General features: G+C 67.1%; 17 protein-coding genes. 2 read left to right on the top strand and 15 right to left on the bottom strand.

Annotated features, from left to right (window positions below; translation table 11 throughout):
• Positions 1–5: 5 nt before the first annotated feature.
• From ACNFCI_RS05255 to ACNFCI_RS05185, 15 genes are all read right to left on the bottom strand, one after another.
• The gene (locus tag ACNFCI_RS05255) at positions 6–479 is read right to left on the bottom strand and encodes a type II secretion system protein (protein ID WP_324818386.1); all 474 of its coding nucleotides are present in this window, start codon (positions 477–479) and stop codon (positions 6–8) included.
• On the bottom strand, positions 476–2,347 hold the full coding sequence (locus ACNFCI_RS05250; protein ID WP_416767540.1) for a secretin N-terminal domain-containing protein: 1,872 nt from the start codon (positions 2,345–2,347) through the stop codon (positions 476–478). The genes ACNFCI_RS05255 and ACNFCI_RS05250 overlap by 4 nt, the downstream gene beginning before the upstream one ends.
• The gene (locus tag ACNFCI_RS05245) at positions 2,344–2,853 is read right to left on the bottom strand and encodes a hypothetical protein (RefSeq protein WP_368829009.1); all 510 of its coding nucleotides are present in this window, start codon (positions 2,851–2,853) and stop codon (positions 2,344–2,346) included. The genes ACNFCI_RS05250 and ACNFCI_RS05245 overlap by 4 nt, the downstream gene beginning before the upstream one ends.
• Entirely contained in the window at positions 2,853–3,404 is a 552-nt protein-coding gene (pilO, locus tag ACNFCI_RS05240; RefSeq protein WP_368829010.1) for a type 4a pilus biogenesis protein PilO, read from the bottom strand. Before pilO ends, ACNFCI_RS05245 begins: the two co-directional genes overlap by 1 nt.
• On the bottom strand, positions 3,391–3,933 hold the full coding sequence (locus tag ACNFCI_RS05235) for a PilN domain-containing protein (RefSeq protein WP_368829011.1): 543 nt from the start codon (positions 3,931–3,933) through the stop codon (positions 3,391–3,393). The genes pilO and ACNFCI_RS05235 overlap by 14 nt, the downstream gene beginning before the upstream one ends.
• A 1-nt stretch (position 3,934) precedes the next feature.
• On the bottom strand, positions 3,935–4,717 hold the full coding sequence (locus ACNFCI_RS05230; RefSeq protein WP_324818372.1) for a hypothetical protein: 783 nt from the start codon (positions 4,715–4,717) through the stop codon (positions 3,935–3,937).
• Positions 4,698–6,386 carry a GspE/PulE family protein gene (locus tag ACNFCI_RS05225; RefSeq protein WP_368829012.1) on the bottom strand — a complete coding sequence of 563 codons (1,689 nt, stop codon included), beginning with the start codon at positions 6,384–6,386 and terminating at the stop codon, positions 4,698–4,700. The genes ACNFCI_RS05230 and ACNFCI_RS05225 overlap by 20 nt, the downstream gene beginning before the upstream one ends.
• Before the next feature lie 68 nt (positions 6,387–6,454).
• Positions 6,455–6,985 carry a response regulator gene (locus ACNFCI_RS05220; RefSeq protein ID WP_172403068.1) on the bottom strand — a complete coding sequence of 177 codons (531 nt, stop codon included), beginning with the start codon at positions 6,983–6,985 and terminating at the stop codon, positions 6,455–6,457.
• Positions 6,986–7,215: 230 nt separating this feature from the next.
• The gene (locus ACNFCI_RS05215; RefSeq protein WP_368829013.1) at positions 7,216–7,860 is read right to left on the bottom strand and encodes a SurA N-terminal domain-containing protein; all 645 of its coding nucleotides are present in this window, start codon (positions 7,858–7,860) and stop codon (positions 7,216–7,218) included.
• Between the two features lie 12 nt (positions 7,861–7,872).
• Positions 7,873–9,375, bottom strand: a complete 1,503-nt coding sequence (locus ACNFCI_RS05210; RefSeq protein ID WP_368829014.1) for an ABC transporter substrate-binding protein — start codon at positions 9,373–9,375, stop codon at positions 7,873–7,875.
• A gap of 152 nt (positions 9,376–9,527) precedes the next feature.
• Entirely contained in the window at positions 9,528–10,193 is a 666-nt protein-coding gene (locus ACNFCI_RS05205) for an SCO family protein (RefSeq protein ID WP_368829015.1), read from the bottom strand.
• Positions 10,190–10,858 carry an SCO family protein gene (locus tag ACNFCI_RS05200; protein WP_368829016.1) on the bottom strand — a complete coding sequence of 223 codons (669 nt, stop codon included), beginning with the start codon at positions 10,856–10,858 and terminating at the stop codon, positions 10,190–10,192. Before ACNFCI_RS05200 ends, ACNFCI_RS05205 begins: the two co-directional genes overlap by 4 nt.
• The gene (locus ACNFCI_RS05195; RefSeq protein ID WP_368829017.1) at positions 10,855–12,831 is read right to left on the bottom strand and encodes a cytochrome D1 domain-containing protein; all 1,977 of its coding nucleotides are present in this window, start codon (positions 12,829–12,831) and stop codon (positions 10,855–10,857) included. Before ACNFCI_RS05195 ends, ACNFCI_RS05200 begins: the two co-directional genes overlap by 4 nt.
• Before the next feature lie 17 nt (positions 12,832–12,848).
• Complete coding sequence (gene mnxG, locus ACNFCI_RS05190; protein ID WP_368829018.1) at positions 12,849–18,689, bottom strand: manganese-oxidizing multicopper oxidase MnxG; 5,841 nt, start codon at positions 18,687–18,689, stop codon at positions 12,849–12,851.
• A gap of 1,077 nt (positions 18,690–19,766) precedes the next feature.
• Positions 19,767–21,617, bottom strand: coding sequence for a sigma-54-dependent Fis family transcriptional regulator (locus ACNFCI_RS05185; protein WP_084858994.1), 1,851 nt, complete (start codon positions 21,615–21,617; stop codon positions 19,767–19,769).
• A 278-nt stretch (positions 21,618–21,895) separates the two neighbouring features.
• Between ACNFCI_RS05185 and ACNFCI_RS05180 the strand changes: the two genes are divergently transcribed.
• On the top strand, positions 21,896–22,951 hold the full coding sequence (locus ACNFCI_RS05180) for an ATP-NAD kinase family protein (RefSeq protein ID WP_324814802.1): 1,056 nt from the start codon (positions 21,896–21,898) through the stop codon (positions 22,949–22,951).
• A 22-nt stretch (positions 22,952–22,973) separates the two neighbouring features.
• On the top strand, positions 22,974–23,951 hold the full coding sequence (locus ACNFCI_RS05175) for a thiamine pyrophosphate-dependent dehydrogenase E1 component subunit alpha (RefSeq protein ID WP_084858996.1): 978 nt from the start codon (positions 22,974–22,976) through the stop codon (positions 23,949–23,951).
• Position 23,952 lies beyond the last annotated feature (1 nt).

Here is a 23,952-nt window from a genome sequence, read left to right as displayed (position 1 = left end):
GGCCGTCACCATTGCCCGTAGGGGATGCCGTTCAGGCCATTGCCGCTGGCCTTGGAGTACACGTCGAAGACATCGCGGCCTTCGCGTGGGTTGTCGGCGCTGCTGTCGTAGGCGCGCAGGCCCCAGCCGCCTTCGTCCTCATGCTTGGCCGCCAGCAGCGGGTCGTGGGGGATGCGGCGCAGGAAGTAGAACTTGGCACCCTTGGCACTGCGCACGTCGCGTACGCCCTCGACCAGCACCTGCAGGCTCGGCGGGTAGCCGCTGCTGTCCAGGCGCTTCTCGATGTAGCCGGCGTCGAAGGCGCGCTTGTAGGCGTCGATGGCATCGCGGATCTGGTACAGCGCCTCGCGCAGTTGCTGCTCCTTGCCGCGACGCACCACGGTCTCGGTCAGGGGCGCGGCCATGGTCGCCAGCAGCCCGAGCAGCGCCAGGGTCAGCACCACCTCGATCAGGCTGAAGCCCTGCTGTTGGCGTTTCATGGCAGCGGGTCCGCTTGACGGGTGATGGTCGCCGGCACTTTGGCCACGGTACCTTGCGGTTGCGAAGCGTCCGGTTGCGAGGTTTCAGGCTGTGCCACCGGTGCCATCATCTGCTGGCGCACCTGCAGGCTCGACTCGGTGCCGGTGGCGAACTCCATGTCCGACGGGCTCTGGTACGGCAGGTTGCGCACGATGCGCGGGGTGATCGCCAGCACCAGCTCGGACTTGCTCTTGTCGTCGCGGTTGCTGCCGAACAGCCGGCCCAGTCCAGGGATGTCGCCGAGGCCAGGGATCTTGTTGCCGCTGGAGGTCAGGTCGTTGCGCACCAGGCCCGCCAGTACCTGCGTTTCGCCGTCGTGCAGGCGCAGGCTGGTCTGGGCGTTGCGGGTGTCGACCTGTACCGGGATGGTGCCCTGGCGGGTCGGCTCCAGAGGGGTGGCGTTGCTCACCTCCAGGGCCACCTTGATCGCCACTTCGTTGTTCAGGTGCACGGTGGGCTGCACTTCGAGCTTCAGGCCCACGTCCAGGTAGGTGACGCTCTCGGTGATCACCGGGCCTTGGGTCGACGGCACCGAGGTGGCGCTGATGATCGGCACCCGCTGGCCGATGTGGATGCGCGCCTGCTCGCGGTTGCTCACGCGGATCACTGGGCTTGCCAGGGTGTTGATGTCCTTGTCGGCCGCGTTGATCTTGGCTTGGGGCGCCGGGGCGATGCTGATGCGGCTCGAATCGATGCCGCGCAGCTGATCGAGCACACTGACCGGGTTGCCTTCGTCGTTGAGCACGCCGAAGGTGTTGGGCCATTGCAGGCCGAGGTCGAGGATGCGCGAACGGGCCACTTCCATCACCTCTACCTCCAGCACCACTTCCGGGTTGGACTGGTCCTGGGACTGCAGCAGCTTCTCGGCCATACGCACGGCGTCGGGGGTGTCGCGCATGGTCAGGGTGTTCAGGCGCTCGTCGACGAACACGTCGCGGGTCTTGAGCATGGTCTTGACCATGTTCAACGCAGTGTTGGCGTCGATGCTGGTCAGGTAGAAGGTGCGCATGACCAGTTCCTGGTAGTCCTTGGTCTTCTGCGGCGAGTCGGGGTAGATCAGCAGGGTGTTGTCGTTGACGATCTTCTGGTGCAGCTGGTTCTGCTCCAGCAGCAGCGCCACGGCGTCCTCGATGCGCACATCGCGCACGAAGATGGTGGCTTTCATGTCCGGGCGCAGGTCCTTGTCGAAGATGAAGTTGATCCCGGCGACCTGGGCCAGGACCTCGAAGATGGTCTTGAGGTTGGCATCGCGAAACTCCAGGGTCACCGGCCGTTCCAGCTTGCTGCGCAACTGCGGGTAAGGCTGGGCGGTGCGTGCCTGGACGTTCTCGATGTCGCTGCGCAGGGCGATGCCCTTCTGGTTCTGCGGGTCCAGGCGCAGCACTTCGCGCATGTAGCGCTCGGCGCCGAACAGGTCGCCCTGGCGCAGCGCAGCCTGGCCCATGGCCACGCGCTCGTCGAGGTTACGCACCAGCTCCAGTTGACGGATGCCCTCCTGGGCCCGGCGGTTGTTCGGCTCGATGGTCAGTACCCGGCCATAGCCCATGCGCGCCCCGGCGAAATCGTGGCGGATGCGGTCGCTGTCGGCCTGGGTCAGCAAGGCTTCCACCGCCTGCTGGCGACCGTGGGCCAGGGCGATGTTCAGTTCGGTATCACGTGGGTCTTCGCGCAACGCCTCCTCCAGCATGGCGATACCCGCCTCGTACTGCCCTTCTTTCATCAGGTCCGCGCTGTCCTGGCGCGTGGCGTTCGAGCCGCAACCGGCCAGGGCCACGCAAAGGGCAAGAAGCATGAACGGAGCAGGCTTGCACAACTTCGACGGCTTCATGGTGCGCTCCCGACAGACAAGGTCTGTGACTGGTGCAATGGCAGGTAGACCAGGTCCAGCTCGGTGGCCGAGACCCGGTCGAGGCGGTAGGTTTGATCGATCACATCGCCCTGGCGTACGACGTAGAGCTTCTCGCCGCTCTGCAGGAACACCTGCTGGTCATCGCGGTCGCCCAGGCGGCCGATGAACTGGAACGGCAGCACCGGGGCGGTGGGCGCAGCCGGTGCCACGGGGACAGCGGCCGCAGGTTGCTCGGTGACGGTGGCCAGGTTCCTGGGCGGGGTCCATTGCTGGGGTGGGAACAGGTCCCTCGAAGGTTGGGCTGGCTTCATCGCCGGCAAGCCGGCTCCCACCTGGGTGGCTGCGCCTTGCAGTTGGGTGGGAGCCGGCTTGCCGGCGATTGGAGCCACCTCCTCCTGCTGCCCGAACCAGTGCCCCGGGGCCCAGGCCAAGGCGCCTGAAAGCCCGAGGAAACCCGCCCACATCACCGCGCGCTGAATGTTCATCACGACCTCGACAGGTAAAGGGTCATGCGCAGGCGACCATTGAGCTCGCGGTCGCCGATACGCTTGCGCTGCAGCTCCAGGTCTTCGAGCACCAAGGTCGGCAGCTGGCCAAGCAGTGCCTGGAGGAAGCCGCGGATCTGCGGGTAGCTGCCTCGAACCGGCAACACGATCTGGTAGCGCGCCAGCTGGGTCTTGGGGTCCACACCCAGGGCGTACTCGCCACGGGCCAGGCTGATGCGTTCGGCACTGGCCAGGTGATACAGGCGCTCGATCAGTTCGCTGGCCTGGGGCTGACCGGGCAGCTGCTGGCGCAGGCTGTCGAGGGCCTGCTGCTCGGGCTTGGCGGCCACCTTCAGCTCGCCGCGCCTGACCCGCTGCACCTGCACGCTGGCGTCGGCCTCGCTGGCGCGCAGTTCACGTACGCCCTGCCACTGCGGCAACACCCAGGCGAAACCGACCAGCACGGCCAGGGCCGTGGTCAGCAGCGCCGCGCCACCGACACGGCCCAGGCGGGCCAGGTGTTCATGAAGGATCAGGCTAGGGACGCGCATGGCCGGTCTCCCAGGTGGCGGTCAGGTTGAAGCGCACCGGGTGCTCGGGCTGGCCGGACACCACCTCATGGTTGAGCAGCGAGACATCACGTAGCGCCTCGCTGCGCTCCAGGCGCTGGTGGTACTGCAGCATGGCTTCCAGGTTGCGGGCCTCGGCAGCGATGCGCACTTGGCCCTTGCGTGCATCGGGGGTCAGTGTCAGCAGCGCCACGTCTTCCTGGGGCTGGGCCTCGAGCATGGCGAACAGTTGCTGCCAGGGGCGCTGCAGCTGTTGCGAGACGGTGCGCATCTGTGCCAACTGCTCGGCCTGCTCGCGGCTGGCCGCGCTGCCCTGCGGCGCGCTGTCCTGGGGGCGGCGGCCCAGTTGCTGCTCAAGCCGGTGGACCCGTCCTTCCAGGTCCTGCCGTTCACCTTCGAGCTGCTGCTGAACCAGCAGCAGCGCAGCCAGTACGGTGCAACCCAGGGCCAGTGATGCCCAGGCCATCGGGCTGCTGCGGGGGGGCTGGAATTCCAGGTCTAGGCAGCGCATGTCAGGCCACCGCCCGCCACATGGCGCACAACGGGTCGTTCTCGGCGGCCGGCTGGCACAGCTGTACCGCTGCCAGCTGAGGCACGTCACCCCGGCCAGGCGCATGCAGGTACACCCGTGGCAGGTGTTCGCCATACAGCTCGCAGGTGCGGTCGATCAAGGCCTGCAAGGCCTGGTCGCTGTCGGCGCAGCCTTGGCTCAGCACCTGTTGCCAGGCCCCGCCGGCGGCCAGCAGCAACACGCTGCGCCGGGGCTCGGCCAGGACGAAGAGGAAGTCGCCCTCCTCCAGTTGCGCCGAACAGCTGTTGTAGGCGGCCATCAGGTACGGCTGCACCGAGCGCAGGACCAGGCGGTTTTCCCGGCCCAGGGTCTTGAGTGCCTGCAGCAGGGCCTCGGGCAGCGCTGTGGCGATACGCGCGGCACCGGCTGCTTCCGGTGAAAGGACGATGCGCCAATCGTCCAGCGGCTGGCCGTAGAGGTTCTCGAAGCAGGCCCGGGCATAGGCATCCAGCTCGCGCGGATGGCCGATGGCATCGCTCCAGGGCACCAGGCAGAAGCGGCTGTAGCGGGCCGACAGCAGCACCTGCAGTCGGGCACCACGGGACGCATGTTCAGCCAGCAGTTCGGCCAGGGCGGCGATGGCCGGCGCCCAGGCCGGTTGCCCGGCGTCGCAGGCGAATGCGCGGCTGCCCAGCCACTGGTGTTGGTTGGCGTGCCAGCGACCCAAGCCGACACCTTCGGCGCCGAGCACGGCGCAATAGCGATCAGGCGATAAATGTGACACGGTTGATCTCCTCAAGCGTGGTACGGCCCTCGCGGACCAGGTCCAGGGCAGATGCGCGTAGCAGCCGCAAGCCGCGCTGGCAGGCCAGCGCCTTGATCTGCGACAGGGGGCGGCGCTCGACGATCATCTGCCGCAGGTCGTCATCCAGGTGCAGCAGTTCGGCAATGGCGCTGCGCCCGCGGTAGCCGCTGCCACGGCACTGGCCGCAGCCTTGGGCGCGGACGAAGGACCAACCGGCGACGCCTTCGCGGGTCAGCCCGGAGGCGGCCAGGGTTTCGTCGTCCGGCTCGGCACCGACTGCGCAGTGCGGGCAGGCCAGGCGGATCAGGCGCTGGGCCAGCACGGCGTTGAGCGCCGAGACGAAGCTGTAGGGGTCGACCTGCATCTGGCTGAAGCGGCCGATCACATCGAAGACGTTGTTGGCATGGATGGTGGTGAACACCAGGTGCCCGGTGAGTGCCGACTGCACGGCGATCTGCGCGGTGTCCGGGTCGCGGATCTCGCCCACCAGGATCTTGTCCGGGTCGTGGCGAAGGATCGAACGCAGGCCACGGGCGAAGGTCAGGCCCTTCTTCTCGTTGACCGGGATCTGCAGCACGCCGGGCAGCTGGTACTCCACCGGGTCTTCGATGGTGATGATCTTGTCCATGCCATGGTTGATCTCGCTGATCATGGCGTAGAGGGTGGTGGTCTTGCCGCTGCCGGTGGGGCCGGTGACCAGGATCATGCCGTAGGGTTCGGCGGCCAGCCGGCGCAGGGCCTGCAGGGTGTGTTCGGCAAAGCCCAGGGCCTGCAGCTGCACGCCACTGACCCGGTCGGACAAGTCCTGCTTGTCGAGCACCCGCAACACCGCGTCCTCGCCGAAGATGCTCGGCATGATCGAGACGCGGAAGTCGATCTGGCGCTCGCCCAGGGCGACCTTGAAGCGGCCGTCCTGGGGCACGCGCTTCTCGCCGATGTCCAGTTCGGCCATGACCTTGATGCGCGAGATCACCTGCTCGGCAAACGCGCTGCCGCTGGCCTTGCCGGCACCGTTGAGCACGCCGTCGATGCGGTACTTGATGGTCAGGCCCTGGCCGGTCATACCCAGGTGAATGTCGCTGGCATGCTGCTTGAGGGCATCGTAGAGGGTGGCGTTGACCAGCTTGACCACCTTGCTCTGGTCTTCACTGATGCTGGCCAGGGACAGGCGCTGCAGCGGGTCGGTCTCGCTGCCCGGCTCGGCGTCGTGCTCCAGGGCATCGACGGCATGGAAGCTCTCCTCCTGGCGGGCCAGGAAGGTGGCGATGTCGGCGGCCTGGGCCAGGTACAGCGGCGCTCCTTGCAGACATTCGTCGATCCAGGCCAGGCGGGCGTGGTCGAAGGGGTCGGCGAACACGCCGATGATCTGGCCCTGGTGCTGCACCAGGACGAATTCGCGTTTCAGGCACAGGGCCAGGCTGGCCCGCTCGAACAGCGGGGTGCTGGCCAGCAGCGCCTGGCTGTCGAGCACCGGGTAGTGCAAGGTGGCGCCCAGGCGCCGGGTGAACGTGGCCGGCTCGTCGCAGGCCAGGCGGGCCAGGCAGTCGAGCAGGCGTTCGTCACTAGCTTGGAGACGGGCCTGGGCAAGCAATTCGCGGGAATAGCCCGTGGCAGGGATCGGGTTGGCTGCAACAGAGGCTTCTGACATGGCCTGCGACTCCGCTCAGGGGCGCGTCGCAGGCTGGCTCGGGGATGCCGGGGTGGCCGCGGGCGCCGCTATTCCCCGTTGAGCAGGTCGTCGTCAGGTGCGGGCGGCCTGGTGCCGTTGCGTCGGCGGTCGGCCAGTACCCAGCTGCCATCGTACATCTGCAGGGGGAACGTCTGGTTCCTGTTCTGGCGTCGTTCGACGAAACCCTCGGCCTGTTGCTCCGCTGCCCGCGGCTGACGCTCCGTGCCGGTCAGGTCGGATACCGCGCGGGCCAGTTCCAGCAACGGGAACGGCTTGAACAGGACATGGGTCACGCCAAGTGTGGCGGCCCGCTCACGGACCTCGGCGGTCGGGTGGGCGGTGATCAGCACGAAATAGCACTGCCTGTTCCTGCGCACGGTCTCCAGGACCTGGAACCCCTCCATGTCGGGCAAGCGGTAATCCAGCACGATCACGTCCGGTGCCAGGCTTTGAGCCTGGGCGATGCCACTGGCACCGTCGTGGGCGACATGGACTTCCAGGCCTTGCGTCTGCAGGTAGGCCTGCAGGTTTTGCGCAAGGGTCTGCTCGTCATCGACTACCAATACTGTGTTCACCAAGGTCGACTCCCAAGAACTGCCCGGTTACCCGGTCTCTGGAGTTCAGCCTTGTACAGGCTTGAGCATCCTTCGTGCCAGGCGTGAATAGTCATGTCGCACCACTGTAAGTCGTTGATTCCATTAGGTCACCCAACGGGTGGCGGCAGGCTCTCCCCAAATACGGGGAAACTGATGGCATTTGGCCCCCTGCGTTATTCCCCAGGAGTGGGGAAAAGGCAACGCCAGGTGTCTCAGTCATCCGCTCGTTCAACCTTCGCCCCTTCGCGCAGGCGCTGGCGCACCGATTGGCGTGCCTGGGCCTGCAGCTGGCCGACGAGCGCAGCCCTGGCCCACACCAGGCCCTGCTCACGTTCGACCGGGATCTCACGCGTTTGGTTCTGCATCCCTTGCATACGTTCCTTGTTGGCTAGATAGAAGGCCTCGACCTGTGCCTCGGTGGGCTCGTCGATGGCCGTGAGCTGGGCATACACCTGTTGCCCGGCCATCTCGTGACGAGTGTAGTCGGCGTACCCGGCCCTATCGAAGCCGGCATCGGCCAGACGGCGTTCGAACACCGCGGGGTTGCCGAAGGCCTGTTCGACTTCACCGACCCGCGCCGACACGGTTTCGTCACTGACCACGATGCCACGACGCTGGGCTTCCTGCCACAACAGTTCCTTGTCGATCAGCTCGTCCAGGGCCTGGTCGCGCAGGCGCTTGTACAGGGTCGGGCTGCGGATGCTGGTCAGCGCCCGCCCCTGGTCCTGGAGGTACTCGGCGAAGTAGCGCTCCAGGCGCGTGACACTGATTTCCACGCCATTGACTCGCGCCGCGGCGAGGTCCGCCTGGCTGACCGGGGCCAGGCCCAGCAGCAGGCACAGCAAGAGGATTCGCATGGCAACCTCCGTTCAAGGTGTGTCCGGCATCGCGCGATACGCCGCCGCGGTATGGAACTGCGGACCGGGCAGCGTCACTTGCACCACATGGGCCCCGACCAGACCTTGGCGCCGCCCCGGGCCGAAACCCAAGGCCGGGGTCAGGCCGGTCTCGACGTCATGCAGCCCTTCCAGGGCCTGTACCAGCTGTTCGCGGCTGGCGTCGCGGCCCACCTGCCTGAGGGCCTCGGTCATCAGCACCAGGGCGCACCGGGTGCTGACCTGCAGCGACGCCTGGCGGCCGTCCAGGCCTTGGCGCTCACGCAGCCCGGCCAGGGTGACGAGCCCTTGTGGCGTCCAGTCCGCCGGGACGAAGGGATAGGCCAGGAACACGCGCTGGGACCACTGCGCCGGTAGGCTCGGCAAGGCGCCGGCCACCTGACTTGAGGCAGCGAACAGGTAGGGTGTGCGTCCGGCCGCCTGCAGAGCCGTCGCCAGCTCGGCAAATGCCTGGGCACGGCCGAGGAAGACGATGCCCTGGCCCGGCACCGCCTGGCCAGCGAATGCCTGCACCGGGCCCGTTACCCAGCCTGCAGCCTGCAGGCGTTGGCGCACTGTTCGGGCGTTCGCGGCCTGCTCCGGGCCGGCATAGACCACCTGCAACCCCTCAGGCGGCAGGCCCAGGCCGGCCCTGGCATGCCCGGCCAGGCTCAGCAGCTGCTCGGGCAGGCCGGGCAAGGGGTCGAAGATCTGGGGGCTGGCACCCCTGCGGGGCGTGCTGCCGACCAGCGGCACGCCCCGTTGCTCAAGGGCTGCGGCCAGCTCGTCGTCGAGCATGGGGGCCAGCGGGCTGACCAGGGCAAAGACCTGTGCCTGGTCCAGCAGACTGCCCAGTGCCTGCCTGGCGTCTTGCGGGTCGCTGCCGGGGTCGCGCACCACCAGTTCCAGACGCCGCCCATGAATACCGCCCTGCTGGTTGAGTTGCGCCAGGCCATCCTCCAGTACCGCGCGCACCACCCTGCCCGCCTCGGCCAGCGGCCCGCTGGCCGGCAGCAGGGTGCCCAGGCGCAGCACGTCCGGCTCGACGCCGGGGTCGCGTTCCTCGCCCAGGCGCTTGAGGTAGGCCGTGAGGTTGCGCTGGTCGGCAAGGGTCAGCTCGAAACGCGGCATGGCCGGGTCCAGGCGGTTGCCCGCCGGGTCCAGGCCCTGCTGGATAGCCCGGGCCAGGCTGGCCTCGGCATAGGCCGGGTAGCGCCTGCCATTGGCCTGGCGCTCACCCTGCCCCATGGCCAGGCGCTGCCAGTCCAGGCTTGGCGGGCGCACCCCACCCTCGGCGCGGCCACGCCCGTCATTGCCATGGCAGCTGGCACAAGGCAGCACACTGGCCGGCACGCTCATGTCGCTGGCACCTACCCGGGCCAGCAACTGGGCATCGCTGCTCGACAGGCCTTCGCGGTACAGGCGCTTGCCGGCCTGTTCCTGCTCGGTCAGGTCCAGGGCCGCGGCTGCGCCGGACAGCAGCAACCCCAGGCACAAGGCCCACCACGCCCCTGTAGGAGCGGCCCAGTGTCGCGAACCAGGCAACCGGGTTGTACCCGGTTGACCACAAGTGCAGGCTTTGCAGTCGCTTCGCGCCCGTTCGCGGCACAAGGCCGCTCCTACAAGGGATGTGTACAGGCTCATGGCACTCACCGGCCTGCCAGGGGTTGGGCCAGCAGCTGCATGCGCTGGGCGATGGCTGCGGGCGGTGCGTCGGGGCGGATCTTGCTCCAGCGCTTGCCGGCCACGTCGCCGGCGATCAATTGCGTGGAATGCTGCTCGGGGCTGGGCAGGAACTGCCCCAGGCGGCCCAGCACCAAATCGACATTGGCCTTGTCACCGGTCAGGAACAGCCAGTTCGACCCGTCCACACCCTGTTTGCGGGCGAAGGCCTTGAGCGCGGCCGGCGTGTCGTTGAGCGGGTCGCTGCTGATGGATACGAAGGTCACCTGGCTCGCCAGCTCCGGCCCCATGGCCTCGCGCACTTCGCGCAGCTTGCGAGTGATCAACGGGCAGGCGTCGTTGCAGTGGGTGAAGATGACATTGAGCATCACCACCTTGTCCTTGAGCACATCACTGTAGAAACGCAGCTCGCGGCCATCCTGGTCCTTGAGCACAGTGTCGGTGAACCAGGCCTGTGCATCCCGGGTACCGCTGCCGCTGACCATCGGCTGCGGCGCCGGTTGCGGGGCCGGCCCGGCCGGGGCATGGCCTTCGTGGGCCATGGCCACCGAGGCGAGGATCCACAGGCAGCCGACCAGGGTCAGCCAGTCAAGGCCGCGCATGCCGATACGGCGGGTGTTGGTGGTGCTCATGGCTGTACCTCCTGCTGGCGATCCGGCCCGCCGGCGATGGCGGTACTCTTGGCGTGTACACGGCGAGCGCTGAGGCGGTTGATCTCGGCGATCAGCACGGCCGGGTCGGTGAAGCCGTAGTAGCGTGTCCAGTGGCCGCTGCGCCCGTCACCCACAAGGATCAGCGGCGGGTGCTGGCTCAGGTCGGCGCTGAAGCTGCCCAGGCCCTTGAGGGTCTCGGTGATGGCGTAGGGCGAGCCGGTCAGCCAGCTCCAGCCCGGGCCATGCTGAAACGCCTTGGCGTAGCCGAGCAGGCGCTTGGAGTCGTCGCGCTGCGGGTCGACGCTGATCGACACCAGCTGGATCTCCTCGCCGACCCGCCCGCCCAGTTGCTGCTGGACCTTGGACATGATCGACGACACCACCGGGCAGACCGTGGTGCAGCTGGTGTAGATGAAGCCCATGACCACCAGGCGGTCGCCCACCAGGTCCTTCTCCAGGCGCACCGGCATGCCGTCCTGATCGAGCAGCGAGACATCGGCAAAGCGCACGCTGGCCTTCTCCTGGCGGGCCGCCGGCGGTTGCGGGGCATGAGCGCTGTGGTCATGCCCGGCATGGGCCTGGGCCAGGTGGCTGGTCATCAGCAGGCTCAGGGCGATCAGGTTGCAAGCGAGCTTGGCGTTCATCGCACACTCCTTGGGTTCCCTTGGGAAGCGGTAGAGGCTGCGGCCGGCAGGACACGCAGGCTGGTGTAGTTCTCTTCAGCGAAGGTACGGCCAAGGGTCGGCGACTGCACATGCAGGTACCAGGCACCGGCCTCGGCCAGTTGCAGCGAGCCCTGGTACACGCCGTCGCCCACTTCTTCGAGCGGCAGGCTGCGAGGCATCGAGGACGGCGCCAGGAAGTAGCGCAAGCTCAGGTCACGCAGGCCCAGGCGCGGCTCGCCGTTGTCGTCGAGGATGCGCACCCGCGCGACGAATTCGCTGTGCTGCAAGGCCGGCTGGCCGTTGCCGAGGAACTGGGCGTGCACGCCCTTGCGCTTGGGTGCATCCGGCGATGCCGCCACGCTGGTGCTGAAGCAATGGATGATCTGCGGCTGGTTGAGCAGAAAAGCCACGTCGAAGCTGCCCGCCGCCGGCAGCTTCACCGTCGAGCCGTACACCCCAGGGGCCAGCTCGCGCAAGCTGCGGTCGATGACGATGGCGGCACGGGCCTGGTGGCCACGGTTGTTATAGCCGGACATCGGCGCATTCATGCCTTCGGCATAGAAATAGGTGGTGTTGTCCACCGGGTTGACCACGAACACCGAATTGTCGTCGCGGGCAACCGACAGCCCTTGGGCCAGCGGCAGGTCGCCGGCCTGGCGAGGCGCCGCGGGGCCTGCCTCGAAGCCCTGGACGATCGGCTCGCGCCCTGCCCCGAGGCTCGACAGGTTGATCATGCTGACTTTCGGCGAGGCCAGGCCACGCACATAGGCATAGCCTTTGGTGAAGGTCAGCTGGTACGGCTCGGCTGCCACCGGGATACGGTGGATCAACTGATCGTTGCTGGCATCGATCACCAGGGCCTGGTTCTCCAGGGTGTTGAGCACGACGCCGTAGCGGCCGTCGTCGCTGAACTGCATGGGCCCAAGGCCAGGCTCGGCCTTGACCGTATGGCGCAGCTGGTGGCTGCGGGCGTCGATCACCCGGACCGTGCCCTCCTTGCCATCGGCCACGTAAACCGCCTGGGACAGTGCCGAATAGGCCACCGACAGCGGGTGCGGGCCGACCTGCAGGGTCTTGGCCAGGCGCATGTCGGCGGCGTCGATGATGCTCAAGGTGCCTGCGTCGCGGTTGCTGACGAAGGCATAGCGCGAGTCCTTGCTGAACGCGATCTCGTGGTGCCCGGAGCCGGTGATGAACGTCTTGAGCATGCCACGGCTGAGCACATCGATCACGGTGACCCCGCCCTTGGCCGGGTCAGCGCTGTTGTTGCCGACCCACAGCCGGCGCTGGTCCGGCTGCAGGGCCACACGCAGCGGCTGCTCGCCCGCGTCCAGGTTGGCCACGCGGGTGAAGGTCTCGGTGTCGATCACCGCCACCTGGCCCTGGTCAGGCATGGAGACGAACACCTGCTTGTCATCGCCGGTGGCCACCCAGTCCATAGGCCGGCCCGGCAGGTCGATGCGGGCCAGCGTGCTGGTCACCCCGCCCACCGAGACCGTGGGGTCTATCACCGTCAGGCTGGGGTCCTTGTTCAGCACCAGCAGGAAGTAGCTGTTGAGGTCGAGCAAGGGGCGCGCGCCGATGCTGCTCTTGAGGAACAACGCCACCCGCGCCTTGCAGCTGCTGTCGCGGTCGCCGGCCGGGGCCGACTGTGCCGGGTCCAGCCAGGCCCCCGGGGCCATGCCCGAGAGCGGCTGGCCGCTGGCCTGGTCGCTGACCTTGAAGCGGATGTTGGCGAAGCTGCCCTCGCGCAACGCGCCACCGTCCAGAGGCCGCGCCTCGAACTCCACGGTCACGCCATCGCGGCTGAGCCGGTGCAGGCCCTGCGGGTCCGCAGGCTCCTGCAGCAGCTCGCGGGGGTCGCACCAGAGCTTGTCGTAGGCAAGCCCCAGCCCGATCAGCGCCACCCCCAGCATCACCCCCAGGTACGCGGGACGATTCTTCTTGTTCATGCGCGTTCCCCCTTCTCTCATTGCGCCGGGGCGGTGGCCGGTGGCGCTTCGTTGGTGACCCGCAGGATGCCCCACAGCCCCGAGAGGTTGCCGTAGGCGCCATAGTCGCGGAACAGGTAGTCCCCCGGCACGGCGTTGGCCCCACCGGCGCTGGGCAGCATGAAGCTGAAGTGCGCCGCCGGCAGCACGCTTTCCTGGGAACCCGCGTACATCGCCATCGGGTTGTAGCCAAAGCGCACCGAGCCGATGCCAGGCAGCCCCAGCGGGTAGCCATCGACGTCGCTCTTCTCGGCCTGATAGGCATGCAGCGGCCACAGGTGCCCATCGAGCTGGTAGATCATGCCGCGGCTGCCACCGCCAGGCATGAGCACATGGCTGCGCAGCGGCTGGCCGGGCTTGGCCCAGAGCACCGGGGTCTGCGGGTCGCCGCCGACCAGGTCGTTGCTGTAGGCCATGTGGGCGTTGGGCACGTCACCGAAACCCAGGCCTGCGGCGCGGCCGAACGGCGAGTCGGGCGCCATGCCAAAGCGCAGCCACAACGGTTCGGTCTTGTAGTTGACCGCCATGTTGCCGTTGTCCTGCGGGTCGGCAGCCGCGCCGTTGCCCTCGGTATTGATGCCCTCCACCGGCCGGCCATCGGCCCAGCGCATGTTCAGTGCGCGTTGCCACACCGTGACGAAGTCGCGGTACTCCGGCTGCCCGTTGGCCTTGACCGTGGCCTGGGCACGGCTGGCGCCGTCCTCGGTCCAGGTCGCGCCCTGGGGCAGGATGCTCATGGCCCCCACCAGACCCTTCTGCGGCTGCTTGATCAGGTCCGCCGGGGTTAGGTTCAGGCCGCCGAACTCGATGGCGGTAGTGTTGATGTTGTCCACCGTGCGCCCCAGTTGCAGCACCGGCTTGCCTTCACGCTCCAGGTGGCCGGCGTAGTACTGGTACACCTTGGTCGGGTAGGCGCCGCTGTTGCCGGCCCGGGGCGGTACGGTCTGCACCGGGTTCAGGCCCACGTTGGTGCCATCGGACTTGGTGATGTCGTAGGCCAGCAGTTGGGCGTGCAGGCCGACATGGCTGGACGGGCGCATCTGGTTGTTGTTGAAGGCCGTGGAACCCTCGCTGTCGTTGCGGTCGCGCTTGACCACGCCGTGCATCACCGCGGTGCTGGCCAGGTCCGGCATGACCAGCGGCAGGCGGTTCTCCAGGGTGATGCTGATGCAGTCACCGGCGTTGGCCCGCAGCACCAGCGGCTCTACCGGCACCCCAGGCTTGAGCTTGCCGGTGGTCGGGTCGAGGTCGGCCTTGCGCACGTAGAGGATCGCGGTCGGATCGTGCAACGGCGCGCTGTGGCCACCGATGGTGAAGGTCTCGCCATCCTCCGGGTCGACCCCGCTGACCAGCGGGATGCTGGTGCTGCGGCTGTTGAACACCAGGGTGCCACCATTGGCCTTGAGCGGGCCACCGACGTGCTGGCCGACCCCGCCCGGGTCGGCGATGCTGACCCCGTGGCGGTTCTCCAGGATGTCGTTGGCCAGCGCCGCGACCACTTCATAGTTGCGCTTGACCGTCGGCCGGCTGCCGATGCCGGTGGCGTTGGCAGTGGTCTTCGGGCAGATGCCGTCGAATGCCACGGTGTTGCGCATGGCCACCGGCTGCGGGTTGTTCGGCAGCGGGAACAGGTCCGGGCGTTGGGCGGTGTAGTTGCGCATGATGCCCCAGATGCCGTTCCAGTAGCCCTCCAGGGCCGCATCGAGGGAATACAGGTAGTCGCCGTTGGTGGCCGCCGAGCTGGAGATCATCGAGACCGGCGCCATGAAGCCCAGTTGCTCGGAGATGCCGACCATCTGCGAGGATTTCCACCCCGAGTTGGAACTGTTGCCGAAGCCGGAGCCGTTCTGCAGCCACTTCACGCCGTGCAGGGTGACGTTGTGCTCCTCTTCATGGCCGCCGGCATGCATGCGCAGCCGCACGTTGTCGCCCGAATAGGTGCGCAGCATCGGCGTGAACGGGTCGCCCGGCTCGGTGCCCAGGTTGACGTGCGGCGGGAACAGCGTGGTGCCTCCGGTCGGTCCGACCGCCGAGGTGATCGCTGACGGTGCCAGGTTCATCGCCGGGATGGCGCGGTCGGTACGGGTCTGCAGGGCATAGGCCAGGTCACCGCCCAGGCCGTCGGCCTGCATGCCACGCTTGCCGTCCGGGCCGACCTTGTTCGGGTCGAACACCCGCAGGGCCAACGGCTCGTTGCGGTAGTTGACGACGAACATGCCCGGGTCATCCACCGAGATCGCCTGTGGGCACGGGCGGCTCGGGCAACCCGGGGCCAACCCGCCACGGGACTCGACGATGGCTTCCAGCAGGTTGGAGGCCTTCTGCCGTACGGGTGGGTTGATGGCGTAGCGGAAGCTGTCGGCGGTGGCCGGGTAGGCCTGGGCGTCCGGCTTGCCGTCGGGGCCGGCGCCTACGTATACGCCGGCCTCGTAGGCATGCTGGAAGTCGCTGTACTCGAGGAAGAACTCGCGGTAGCTGTCGTTCTTGCCATCGCCGTCATGGTCGCCGGTCTGGATCACCGCCTGCCACGAGGTCGGCCCGCCATCCTGGCGAGTGGCCGGGTTGTACAGCTTCTCGCCGGTCTCGGCGTGGTACCAGGTGGAGCCGGCAGGCTCGGCCAGCACGGTGGCGTACAAGCCCAATTGCTGGTGGGTCGATGGGCCGAGGTGGTCGTGGGTGAAGATGGTGCCCAGACCGCGGTCGACGTTGTGCACGTTGACCAGCGGGTCGGCGAACCAGCGTTGCATGGCGGTGCGTGCACCGAGCCAGTCGGCCCGGCCGAAGCGGCCGAAGTACGGGTGTTGCTTGGCTTTCGGGCAGGCCGCGGTGCCATCGCGCGGGTCGCCTTCGGTGCAGCCGTTGAAGCTGCGGATGGCCTGGATCCGCTCGACCACACTGCCGGGCGAGAGGATGCCGTCTTCATAGTTCCAGCCGTTGGCGGCACCGTCGGCAGCGGTCAGGTCCCACTTGGGCAGGTGGATGTGCTGACCAATCACATCGGTGGGGGTACGGACCTGGTAGTCGTCCATTTCATAGAACGACGGGATCAGGTTGGTGTGCTGGTACATGGTGCAGTCGAAGGTGTTCATGCGCATCACCAGCGGCTCCGGTGGGCGCTGCTTGGTGATCACCGGCCAGGCGTCCTCCCACAGGGCCAGGATGCGCGCCTGCGGGAAGTGGTAGCCGACCTTGTTGTACACCGCATCGAACTGGATGTTGGCGCCTTTGTAGATGCGTGGGCGGTCGGCGGTGAAGGTCGAGCCGCCACGGAAGCTGATGCCGCTCAGGCTTTCCCCACTGAAGAACTCGCCCACGCCCGAGGACTGGGTCAGGCGCTTGCCACGGTCGTCCATGCACGGTTCGTAGTACGGGGCACCGGCCGTCGGCAGTGCACCATTGGTGCGGAAGTTGCGTGGCACCGGCTCGCTGCCCGGAATCAACGCGTAGCTTGGGTGCTCGGCCTGGGCGTGGAACTGCATCGCCGCCTGTTCGACATCGGTGCCTTCTTCAGGGAGGTAGATCGGCTTGGCCTTGTGCACCACCTTGGAGAAATCCAGCTTGGTGGTGGTGGTCACCGCCTCGCCTCCGGCGGAGACGCCATCGAGCACGTGGCGGCCCAGGCCACCGTCCCAACCATCGACCTGGTTGGGGTCGAGGTTGGCCCACAGGGCCTTGCCGCTGTTCTTCAGTTGCTGGGCCAGGGCCGGGTCGAGCATGTCCAGCGGCGGGGTCGGTGGGCGCTGGCCGACGCTGGTTTCCATGCCGCCGACCCAGAACGGATAGCCGGGGTTCTTCAGGCTGCCGTCTGCATTGCGGTTGCTCTCACTGCGGTCGACCAGGGCCAGGGAGCCCACGGCACGCGGCGCGGCGGCCTCGTCCAGATGATCGTCATCGCCCTCCTCGGCTTCATCGTCGTCATGCTCGGCGACCAGGGTCTCGGCCAGCTTCGGTACCACCGTGACCTTGCCGGGCATCGGTGCCATGGCCTTGCCAGGCAGGGGCACGATCGCCGGGATCGGTGTACCGGCGACGATCTCGCCATCCGGCAGGGCCCGGGCGCCGATCGCGGGCTTGCCACTGCGCAAGGCGAACGGGGTGCTGTGGAAGCCTTCCTCGGTCTGCCCGCTTACCTCCAGACGCGTGCCCTCCTCGAACACATCGTGGACCCGCCACATGGCCCACATACCTTGGGCGAAGTGCGGATAGAAGTGGCAGTGATAGATGGCATCGCCCGCCACCCGGTTGCGGTTGCCCGAACCGCCGTTGGCGATCTCATAGGTGTAGCCGCCGCCGGCACCGATGCCCTGGGCGTCGATGTAGTCGGAGTTGTCATCGTTGGGGTTGAACAGCCACTGGTGGCCGTGCAGGTGGAAGATGTGCTGCTCATGGCCATTGTGGGTATTGCGGAACTTGGTGAAGTCCCCGATGTAGCTGTGGTGTACGTTGGACGGCTCCGACGGGTACAGGGCCATGTTGGCCTTGACCCCCACCGCGCTGGCCGGTGGCGTCTCGCCGGGGCGGATCTGCTCCAGGCCGACGTTGGCCGGCACGTCCACCAAGGTACCGACATCGCCCACGGTGTGGGCGCTCAGGAAGAACTCCTCGTAGGCGCAAGACAAGCAGTCATGCATCGGCCCCACCCCCAGGCGGTTGGCCACCACCTCGGCGCCCATGCCGCCGGAACCGTAGTTGATCATGAACGAATCCCGGGCCGGCTCCAGCACGTGGCCCATGACCGGGTCGGCCCAGTAGCCGGGGAAGGCCTGGGTCACGGCCACTTCGTCGGCGAACTGCGAAGCGAAATCGCGGAAGGCGTCCAGGCGGTTGGGTAACGCCGGGTTGCGCTTGCCGATGGATTCGAGTGGGTAGGTCGAAGGTGGGAAGCTGCCGTCGGGGTTGGGGCCCATGACGATGGCGTCGGTCTCGCTGTTGACGATCTCGTTGCCGTCGACCATGGCGATAATCGGTTTGCCGGCCTTGCCTTCAGCGATCCACGGCTGGGCCTGTGGGTAGCGGGCCTCGTAGTCGACCACAGGCTGGCCGGTGGCGGTACGGCCGGTGGTGGCCAGGCGCATTTCTTCTTCGGTGAGGGTGTTGCGGTAGGTCCGCCCGCCCTTGGGCACCACCACCACCTGGCCGAACAGGCCGTTGGCGACATTGCCCGCGGTACCCTCGCCACCAAAGGTGGCGCCCTTGCTGGTGGCGGCGAAGGCGCCTTCGCGCTCGGCATAGAGGGTGTAGCTGCGGGTATTGCCGGGGGCCACCAGGAAGTTGCCGTTGCGCCCGGTGTTGGCAGCGATGTCGCTGATGCCGTTGACGGCCTGCATGCCGTTGACCTGGAAACCCACATGGCGGTCTGCGACCTGCTGGTCGGCGATCACCGGCTCGCCCAGTGGGTTTTCCACTTCGAGCTCTTCGCCTTCGACGTCGGTCTCGATATGGTCGATGCCGTGCTTGTTGGGGTTGGCCTGGTAGGCCAGCAGGTTGGTGAGGTTTACCGTCAGGCAGTCACCGGCGGCCACCCGCAGCACGATCGGCCGCGGGCGTTTGTCCGGGCGGAGGGTGACCTTGCCGGGTACCGCCGCGCCGCCCTGGTTCAGGGGCACCAGCTTGTCGTCGACCACATCCTGGCGCAAGGCGAAGATCATGCCGTTGGCGTTCTGCGCGCCAAGGCGGTTGAACATCAGCGGCTGGTCCAGTGCTACCACATTGGCCACCAACGTACGCTGGCATTGCACCGCCGCCTCGCTAGTCGCCTGCCAGCCCAGCAGGGCCAGCACGAGTGAAGACAGGACAGAGCCTTTGAGCGGGGTCATCATGCTGCACCTCCGGGGGACACAGGTTCTCTGCGTAGGGCCGGAGCAAGCGGCATGCCACAAATATTTCTCCTGTTTTTCAACAGGTTACATTCGCATTCAAAACGGATTGGGGAGGATTCCCCAGCGGATTCCCCGAAACGGGGGTACGGCTTGGAGCTCGCTTGTTCTTTCCTGCTCTTGCTCTTGCTCTTGCTCTTGCTCTTGCTTTTCCTGCGCGATAGTCCAGGCGCCGCCAAACGCGACTTCAGGAGGCCGAGTGGAGGCATTACGGAGGTGGGTGCCGGGCATGGATGCCCGGCAAGCGGCGCAGGGCCATGGATGGCCCTTCGCCGCGCCCCGCCGGGAGTAATGCCGGAGCGAGGGAACCCCGGAGCGTAGCGCAGGGGCCGGATGCAGGAGCCAGCGGTTTTTGCCTACTTTTGCCCAAGAGCAAAAGTAGGTCGCCGTAAAGGCGAAAAGGTGAATCAGCGCCTCCATGGCGAAAGGAGTTTTCGCGATTCCAATGCACTCGATGTTTGTTGAACCTGGAATCGTTGGTATTGATTTAAGCGAACAGTCCGTTTGCGAGGGCGACGCTGAATCACCTTTCCGCCCTTACGGCGGGTCACTTTTTGTCAGACGCGACAAAAAGTAACCAAAAAACGCTGGCTCCTGCATCCGGCCCCTACGCTTCGCTCCGGGGTTCCCTCGCTCCAGCCTTGCTCCGGCGGGGCGCGGCGAAGGGCCATCCATGGCCCTGCGCCGCTTGCCAGGCATCCATGCCTGGCACCCACCTGCGCAAGGCTTCCACTCGGCCTCCTGACGTCGCGATTGGCGGCGCCTGGGCTATCGCGTAGGAAAAGCAAGAGCAAAAGCGGCGGCGGCGAAAAATTATGCCGGTTGGTTGCCTGCCCGGCCCAATCGCCGGCAAGCCGGCTCCCACAGCGCTCAGTGGCGCCCGCTGTATCTCTGTATCTGTGGGAACAACTGTTCGGTTGGTTTAATACTTCTCAGCCGTGCAAATACGGCCCAGGCTCCGCTTGCATCGTGGGATGCTAGCGGAGCCTGCGATAGAAAAACAAAAGCTCTCTCATGGATCTACAGCTTCATTCTGGGCATTTCGATACGATGCTCATGCACCCGCCGATACAGGGTCGCGCGGGAGATGCCAAGCGCCCGCGCTGCCTCCGCCGGCTTCCAGCGATGGCGGATCAAAGCATCGAGCAGTACCTGCCGTGCGGGGCTGGAGGCAACCGCCTCGCTGGGAGCCCCTGCACCACGCACCTCTTCGGGCAGATCCAAAGGCAGCACCTGCCCGCCCTCGCACACCGCACAGGCGTAACGCAGCACCTGGCGCAACTGGCGCAGATTGCCGGGCCAGCGATAGGTCAGCAGCACCTCCAGCGCCGCATCGGTCAACCTGGCGTCGACGCCACAGGCCTGGGCTTCCTCGGCCAGCAACCGATGGATCAACCCCAGGCGGTCGTCCCGCTCACGCAACGGCGGCAACTCGAAACGGGCATTGGCCAGGCGGAAGTACAGGTCCTCGCGAAAACGCCCATCGGCCACCATCGCCGCCAAGTCCCGGTGGGTGGCGCAGATCACTTGCAAGTCCACACGTTGGCGCCGTGCCGCGCCCAAGGGCGCCACTTCGCCCTCGGCCAGAACCCGCAGCAGGCGGGTCTGCAGATTCAACGGCATGTCGCCGATCTCATCGAGGAACAAGGTACCACCATCGGCCTGCTGCAACAGACCCTGCATGCCCTTGTTCGAAGCCCCGGTGAAAGCCCCGGCCACATAGCCGAACAGCTCGCTCTCGATCAGGCTTTCCGGGATCGCTGCGCAGTTGAGCGTCACGAATGGGCCGTTACGCCGTAGGCTTTGCTGATGCACCTGGCGGGCGAATACCTCCTTGCCCACGCCGGTCTCGCCCTGTACCAGCACGGCCAGGTTGCAGTCCTTGACCCGCGTGGCCAGGCGCAGGTGCTGTTCGATGCGCGCGTCCTGGGCCTGCTGGGGCAACAGCGTCCGGGCCCGGCGCTGGGGCGCGCTGACTCGACCGTAGAGCCCATCCCAGCCCGGCAGGTGCTGGGCCGAGGCATCGCTGGCCCGGCGCAGCTGGTCAAGGTCGAACAACTCGCCGATATGCCCCGGCAACCGGCCAAGGCGCTCCAGCAAACGCTGGCGCGCCAGGCTGTTGATAGCGTGCAGGCGGCCATCGGCGTCCCAGGCCAACAGGTAGTCCGGCTGGCTTTCCACGTAGCCTGGCGTGCCATGGGCGCGCATCACCCAATGGCCTTGGGCGCTGTGCATGAAGAAGGCGTTCTCGATCTCCCGCGCGGTCTGCTCCACCAATTGGCGGATCAAGTGTTGACTGCGCCGATCGTCGGGCGACTGCAAGGCCGACACATCCACCACCCCCAACAGTTCGCCCTGCGGATCGAACACCGGGGCCGCGCTGCAGGTCAGGCCGATGAAGGCGGCGCGGAAGTGGTCGCGCTTGTGGACGGTGATCGGCGCCTTGCTCGTCAACACGGCGGCTACCCCACAAGTGCCCTCCTCGCCCTCCGACCAGCAAGTCCCCAGGTACAGCCCAGCCTTGCGGCAGTCATTGCGGATCGTCGACTCCACCCGGTAGTCGATGGTGCGCCCCTGGGCATCGGTGAGCAGCACGCAGTAGTCGGCGCCACGCACCCGTTCGTGCAACCGGGCCACGGCATCGCTGGCGATACGCAGGAACAGTTCGGCGCGCTCACGGCACTCGTTGAGCAGGTCCTGGGACAGGATACGCGGCCCCTGCAAGGAGCCGGGGTCCAGTCGGTAGAGCTCCATGGAGCGGCGCCACGAGTCGAGGATCAGCGTCGGCACCGGTGCCTGGGGCAAGCGGTCGGCGTTCTTCAGCACACGGCTGACGCAGTCGACATGGGCTCGGGAGTTCGCGGCAAGCATCGGGCCTCCGGTTCTCGTGTTCTTGTCGTTGTGCGGCCATTAAGCGCCTCGACGAAGTGCCCGACAAGCGCCGCGTGATCATCGGCACGCCTGAGACGCTGCGTCTCAGCGTCTCGCCCTGCGCCTGGCGCAGCTGGCACCCGGCGTCTCGCCTGGTACCGCTCGGGGGTCGTCGAGCACCGGGCGCAGCCGCTCTGGCACGGGCACTTCGAGTCGAAATGGCAAAACTGGCACCGCCCTTGCTCCAGCCCCTGGCAAACAAGAAAACGAGGTGCGCCATGACGCAACCTGCCCCGACCATCGGCATCATCGCCAACCCGGCCTCCGGTCGCGACCTGCGCCGCCTGACCGCTACTGCCGGCCTCTATTCCAGCACCGACAAGGCCTCGACCATCCAGCGCCTGCTGGCCGCCTTCGGAGCCACGGGCATCGCCCAGGTGCTGCTGCCCAGCGATATGACCGGTATCGCCGCCGCCGTGCTCAAGGCCAGCCAAGGCCCGGTGGCACGAGACCAGCACTGGCCGGCCCTGGAGATCCTCGACCTGCCGCTGAGCCAGACCGTTGCCGATACCCGCCTGGCCACGCGCTTGATGGTTGAACGGGGCGTAGCGATGATCGCCGTGCTCGGCGGCGACGGCACCCACAAGGCCGTGGCCGCCGAAGCCGGGGACGTGCCGCTGCTGACACTGTCCACCGGTACCAACAACGCCTTCCCGGAACTGCGCGAGGCCACCAGCGCCGGCTTGGCTGGGGGGCTACAGGCCACTGGCCGGGTGCCCGCCAGCATCGGCCTGCGCCGCAACAAGCGCCTGCTGGTGCAGGTACCGGAACAGGACGTGTGCGAATGGGCGCTGGTGGAAGTGGCCGTGTCACCCCAGCGCTTCATCGGCGCCCGAGCGCTCTCTCGCAGCGAAGACCTGGCCGAGGTCTTCGCCTGCTTCGCCGAGCCCCATGCCATCGGCCTTTCCGCCCTGTGCGGGTTGTGGTGCCCGGTATCGCGTCTGGACCCATACGGCGCCTGGGTGCACCTGGACGCACACGCCCAGCATGCCCTGCTCGCGCCGCTGGCCCCCGGCCTGCTGCAGGGCTGCGGCATCGGCGCCTCGGGCCGGCTCGAGCCAGGCATCGCCTACCCCTTGAGCCTACCCTGCGGCACCTTGGCCCTGGATGGTGAGCGGGAGATCGAATTCACCGAGCACGACACCCCCACCGTCACCCTCGACGCCAACGGCCCGCTGACCGTGGACGTCGAGGCCGTACTGGCCTACGCCGCCCGACATCACCTGCTGGCGGTCCCGAAGGACCACCGGTGCCTCGCTGCAACCCTGTGTTGAGACAACCCTGGAGAACAACAAGATGTCCACTCAACTGAGTTCCGAGCAGTTGCTGCATGCCTATGAAGTGATGCGCACCATCCGCGCCTTCGAGGAACGCCTGCATGTGGAGTTCGCCACCGGCGAGATCCCCGGCTTCGTCCATCTGTACGCCGGCGAGGAAGCCTCCGCCGCCGGGGTCATGGCCCATCTGCGCGACAGCGATTGCATCGCCTCGACCCATCGCGGCCATGGCCACTGCATTGCCAAGGGTGTGGATGTGTACGGCATGATGGCGGAAATCTATGGCAAGAAGACCGGCGTGTGTGGCGGCAAGGGCGGCTCGATGCACATCGCCGACCTGGAGAAAGGCATGCTCGGCGCCAACGGCATCGTCGGTGCCGGTGCGCCCCTGGTGGCCGGCGCCGCACTGGCGGCGAAGATCAGGGGCCGCGACGATGTATCGGTGGCCTTCTTCGGTGACGGCGCCTCCAACGAAGGCGCGGTGTTCGAGGCGATGAACCTGGCCTCGATCATGAACCTGCCGTGCATCTTCGTCGCCGAGAACAACGGCTACGCCGAGGCCACCGCCTCGACCTGGTCGGTGGCCTGCGACCATATCGCCGACCGCGCCGCAGGCTTCGGCATGCCTGGGGTGACCATCGATGGTTTCGACTTCTTCGCTGTGCACGAAGCCGCCGGCGCCGCCATCGAGCGTGCCCGCGCGGGGCAAGGTCCGTCGTTGATCGAGGTCAAGCTCAGCCGCTACTACGGCCACTTCGAAGGCGACGCCCAGACCTACCGCGCCCCGGACGAGGTGAAGAACCTGCGTGAAAGCCGCGACTGCCTGCTGCAGTTCCGCAACAAGACCACCCGCGCCGGCCTGTTGAGCCACGAGCAGCTCGACACCCTCGACGCCCGGGTCGCGGACTTGATCGAAGACGCCGTGCGCCGCGCCAAGTCCGACCCCAAGCCACAGCCAGCCGACCTGCTCAGCGACGTCTACGTCAGCTACCCGTAAG

This window comes from Pseudomonas sp. NY15356 (assembly GCF_048068175.1).
GTDB classification, from domain to species: domain Bacteria; phylum Pseudomonadota; class Gammaproteobacteria; order Pseudomonadales; family Pseudomonadaceae; genus Aquipseudomonas; species Aquipseudomonas putida_K.
The sequence above is the reverse complement of the archived record's forward strand: the minus strand, read 5'-3'. Positions and strand labels throughout refer to the sequence as shown.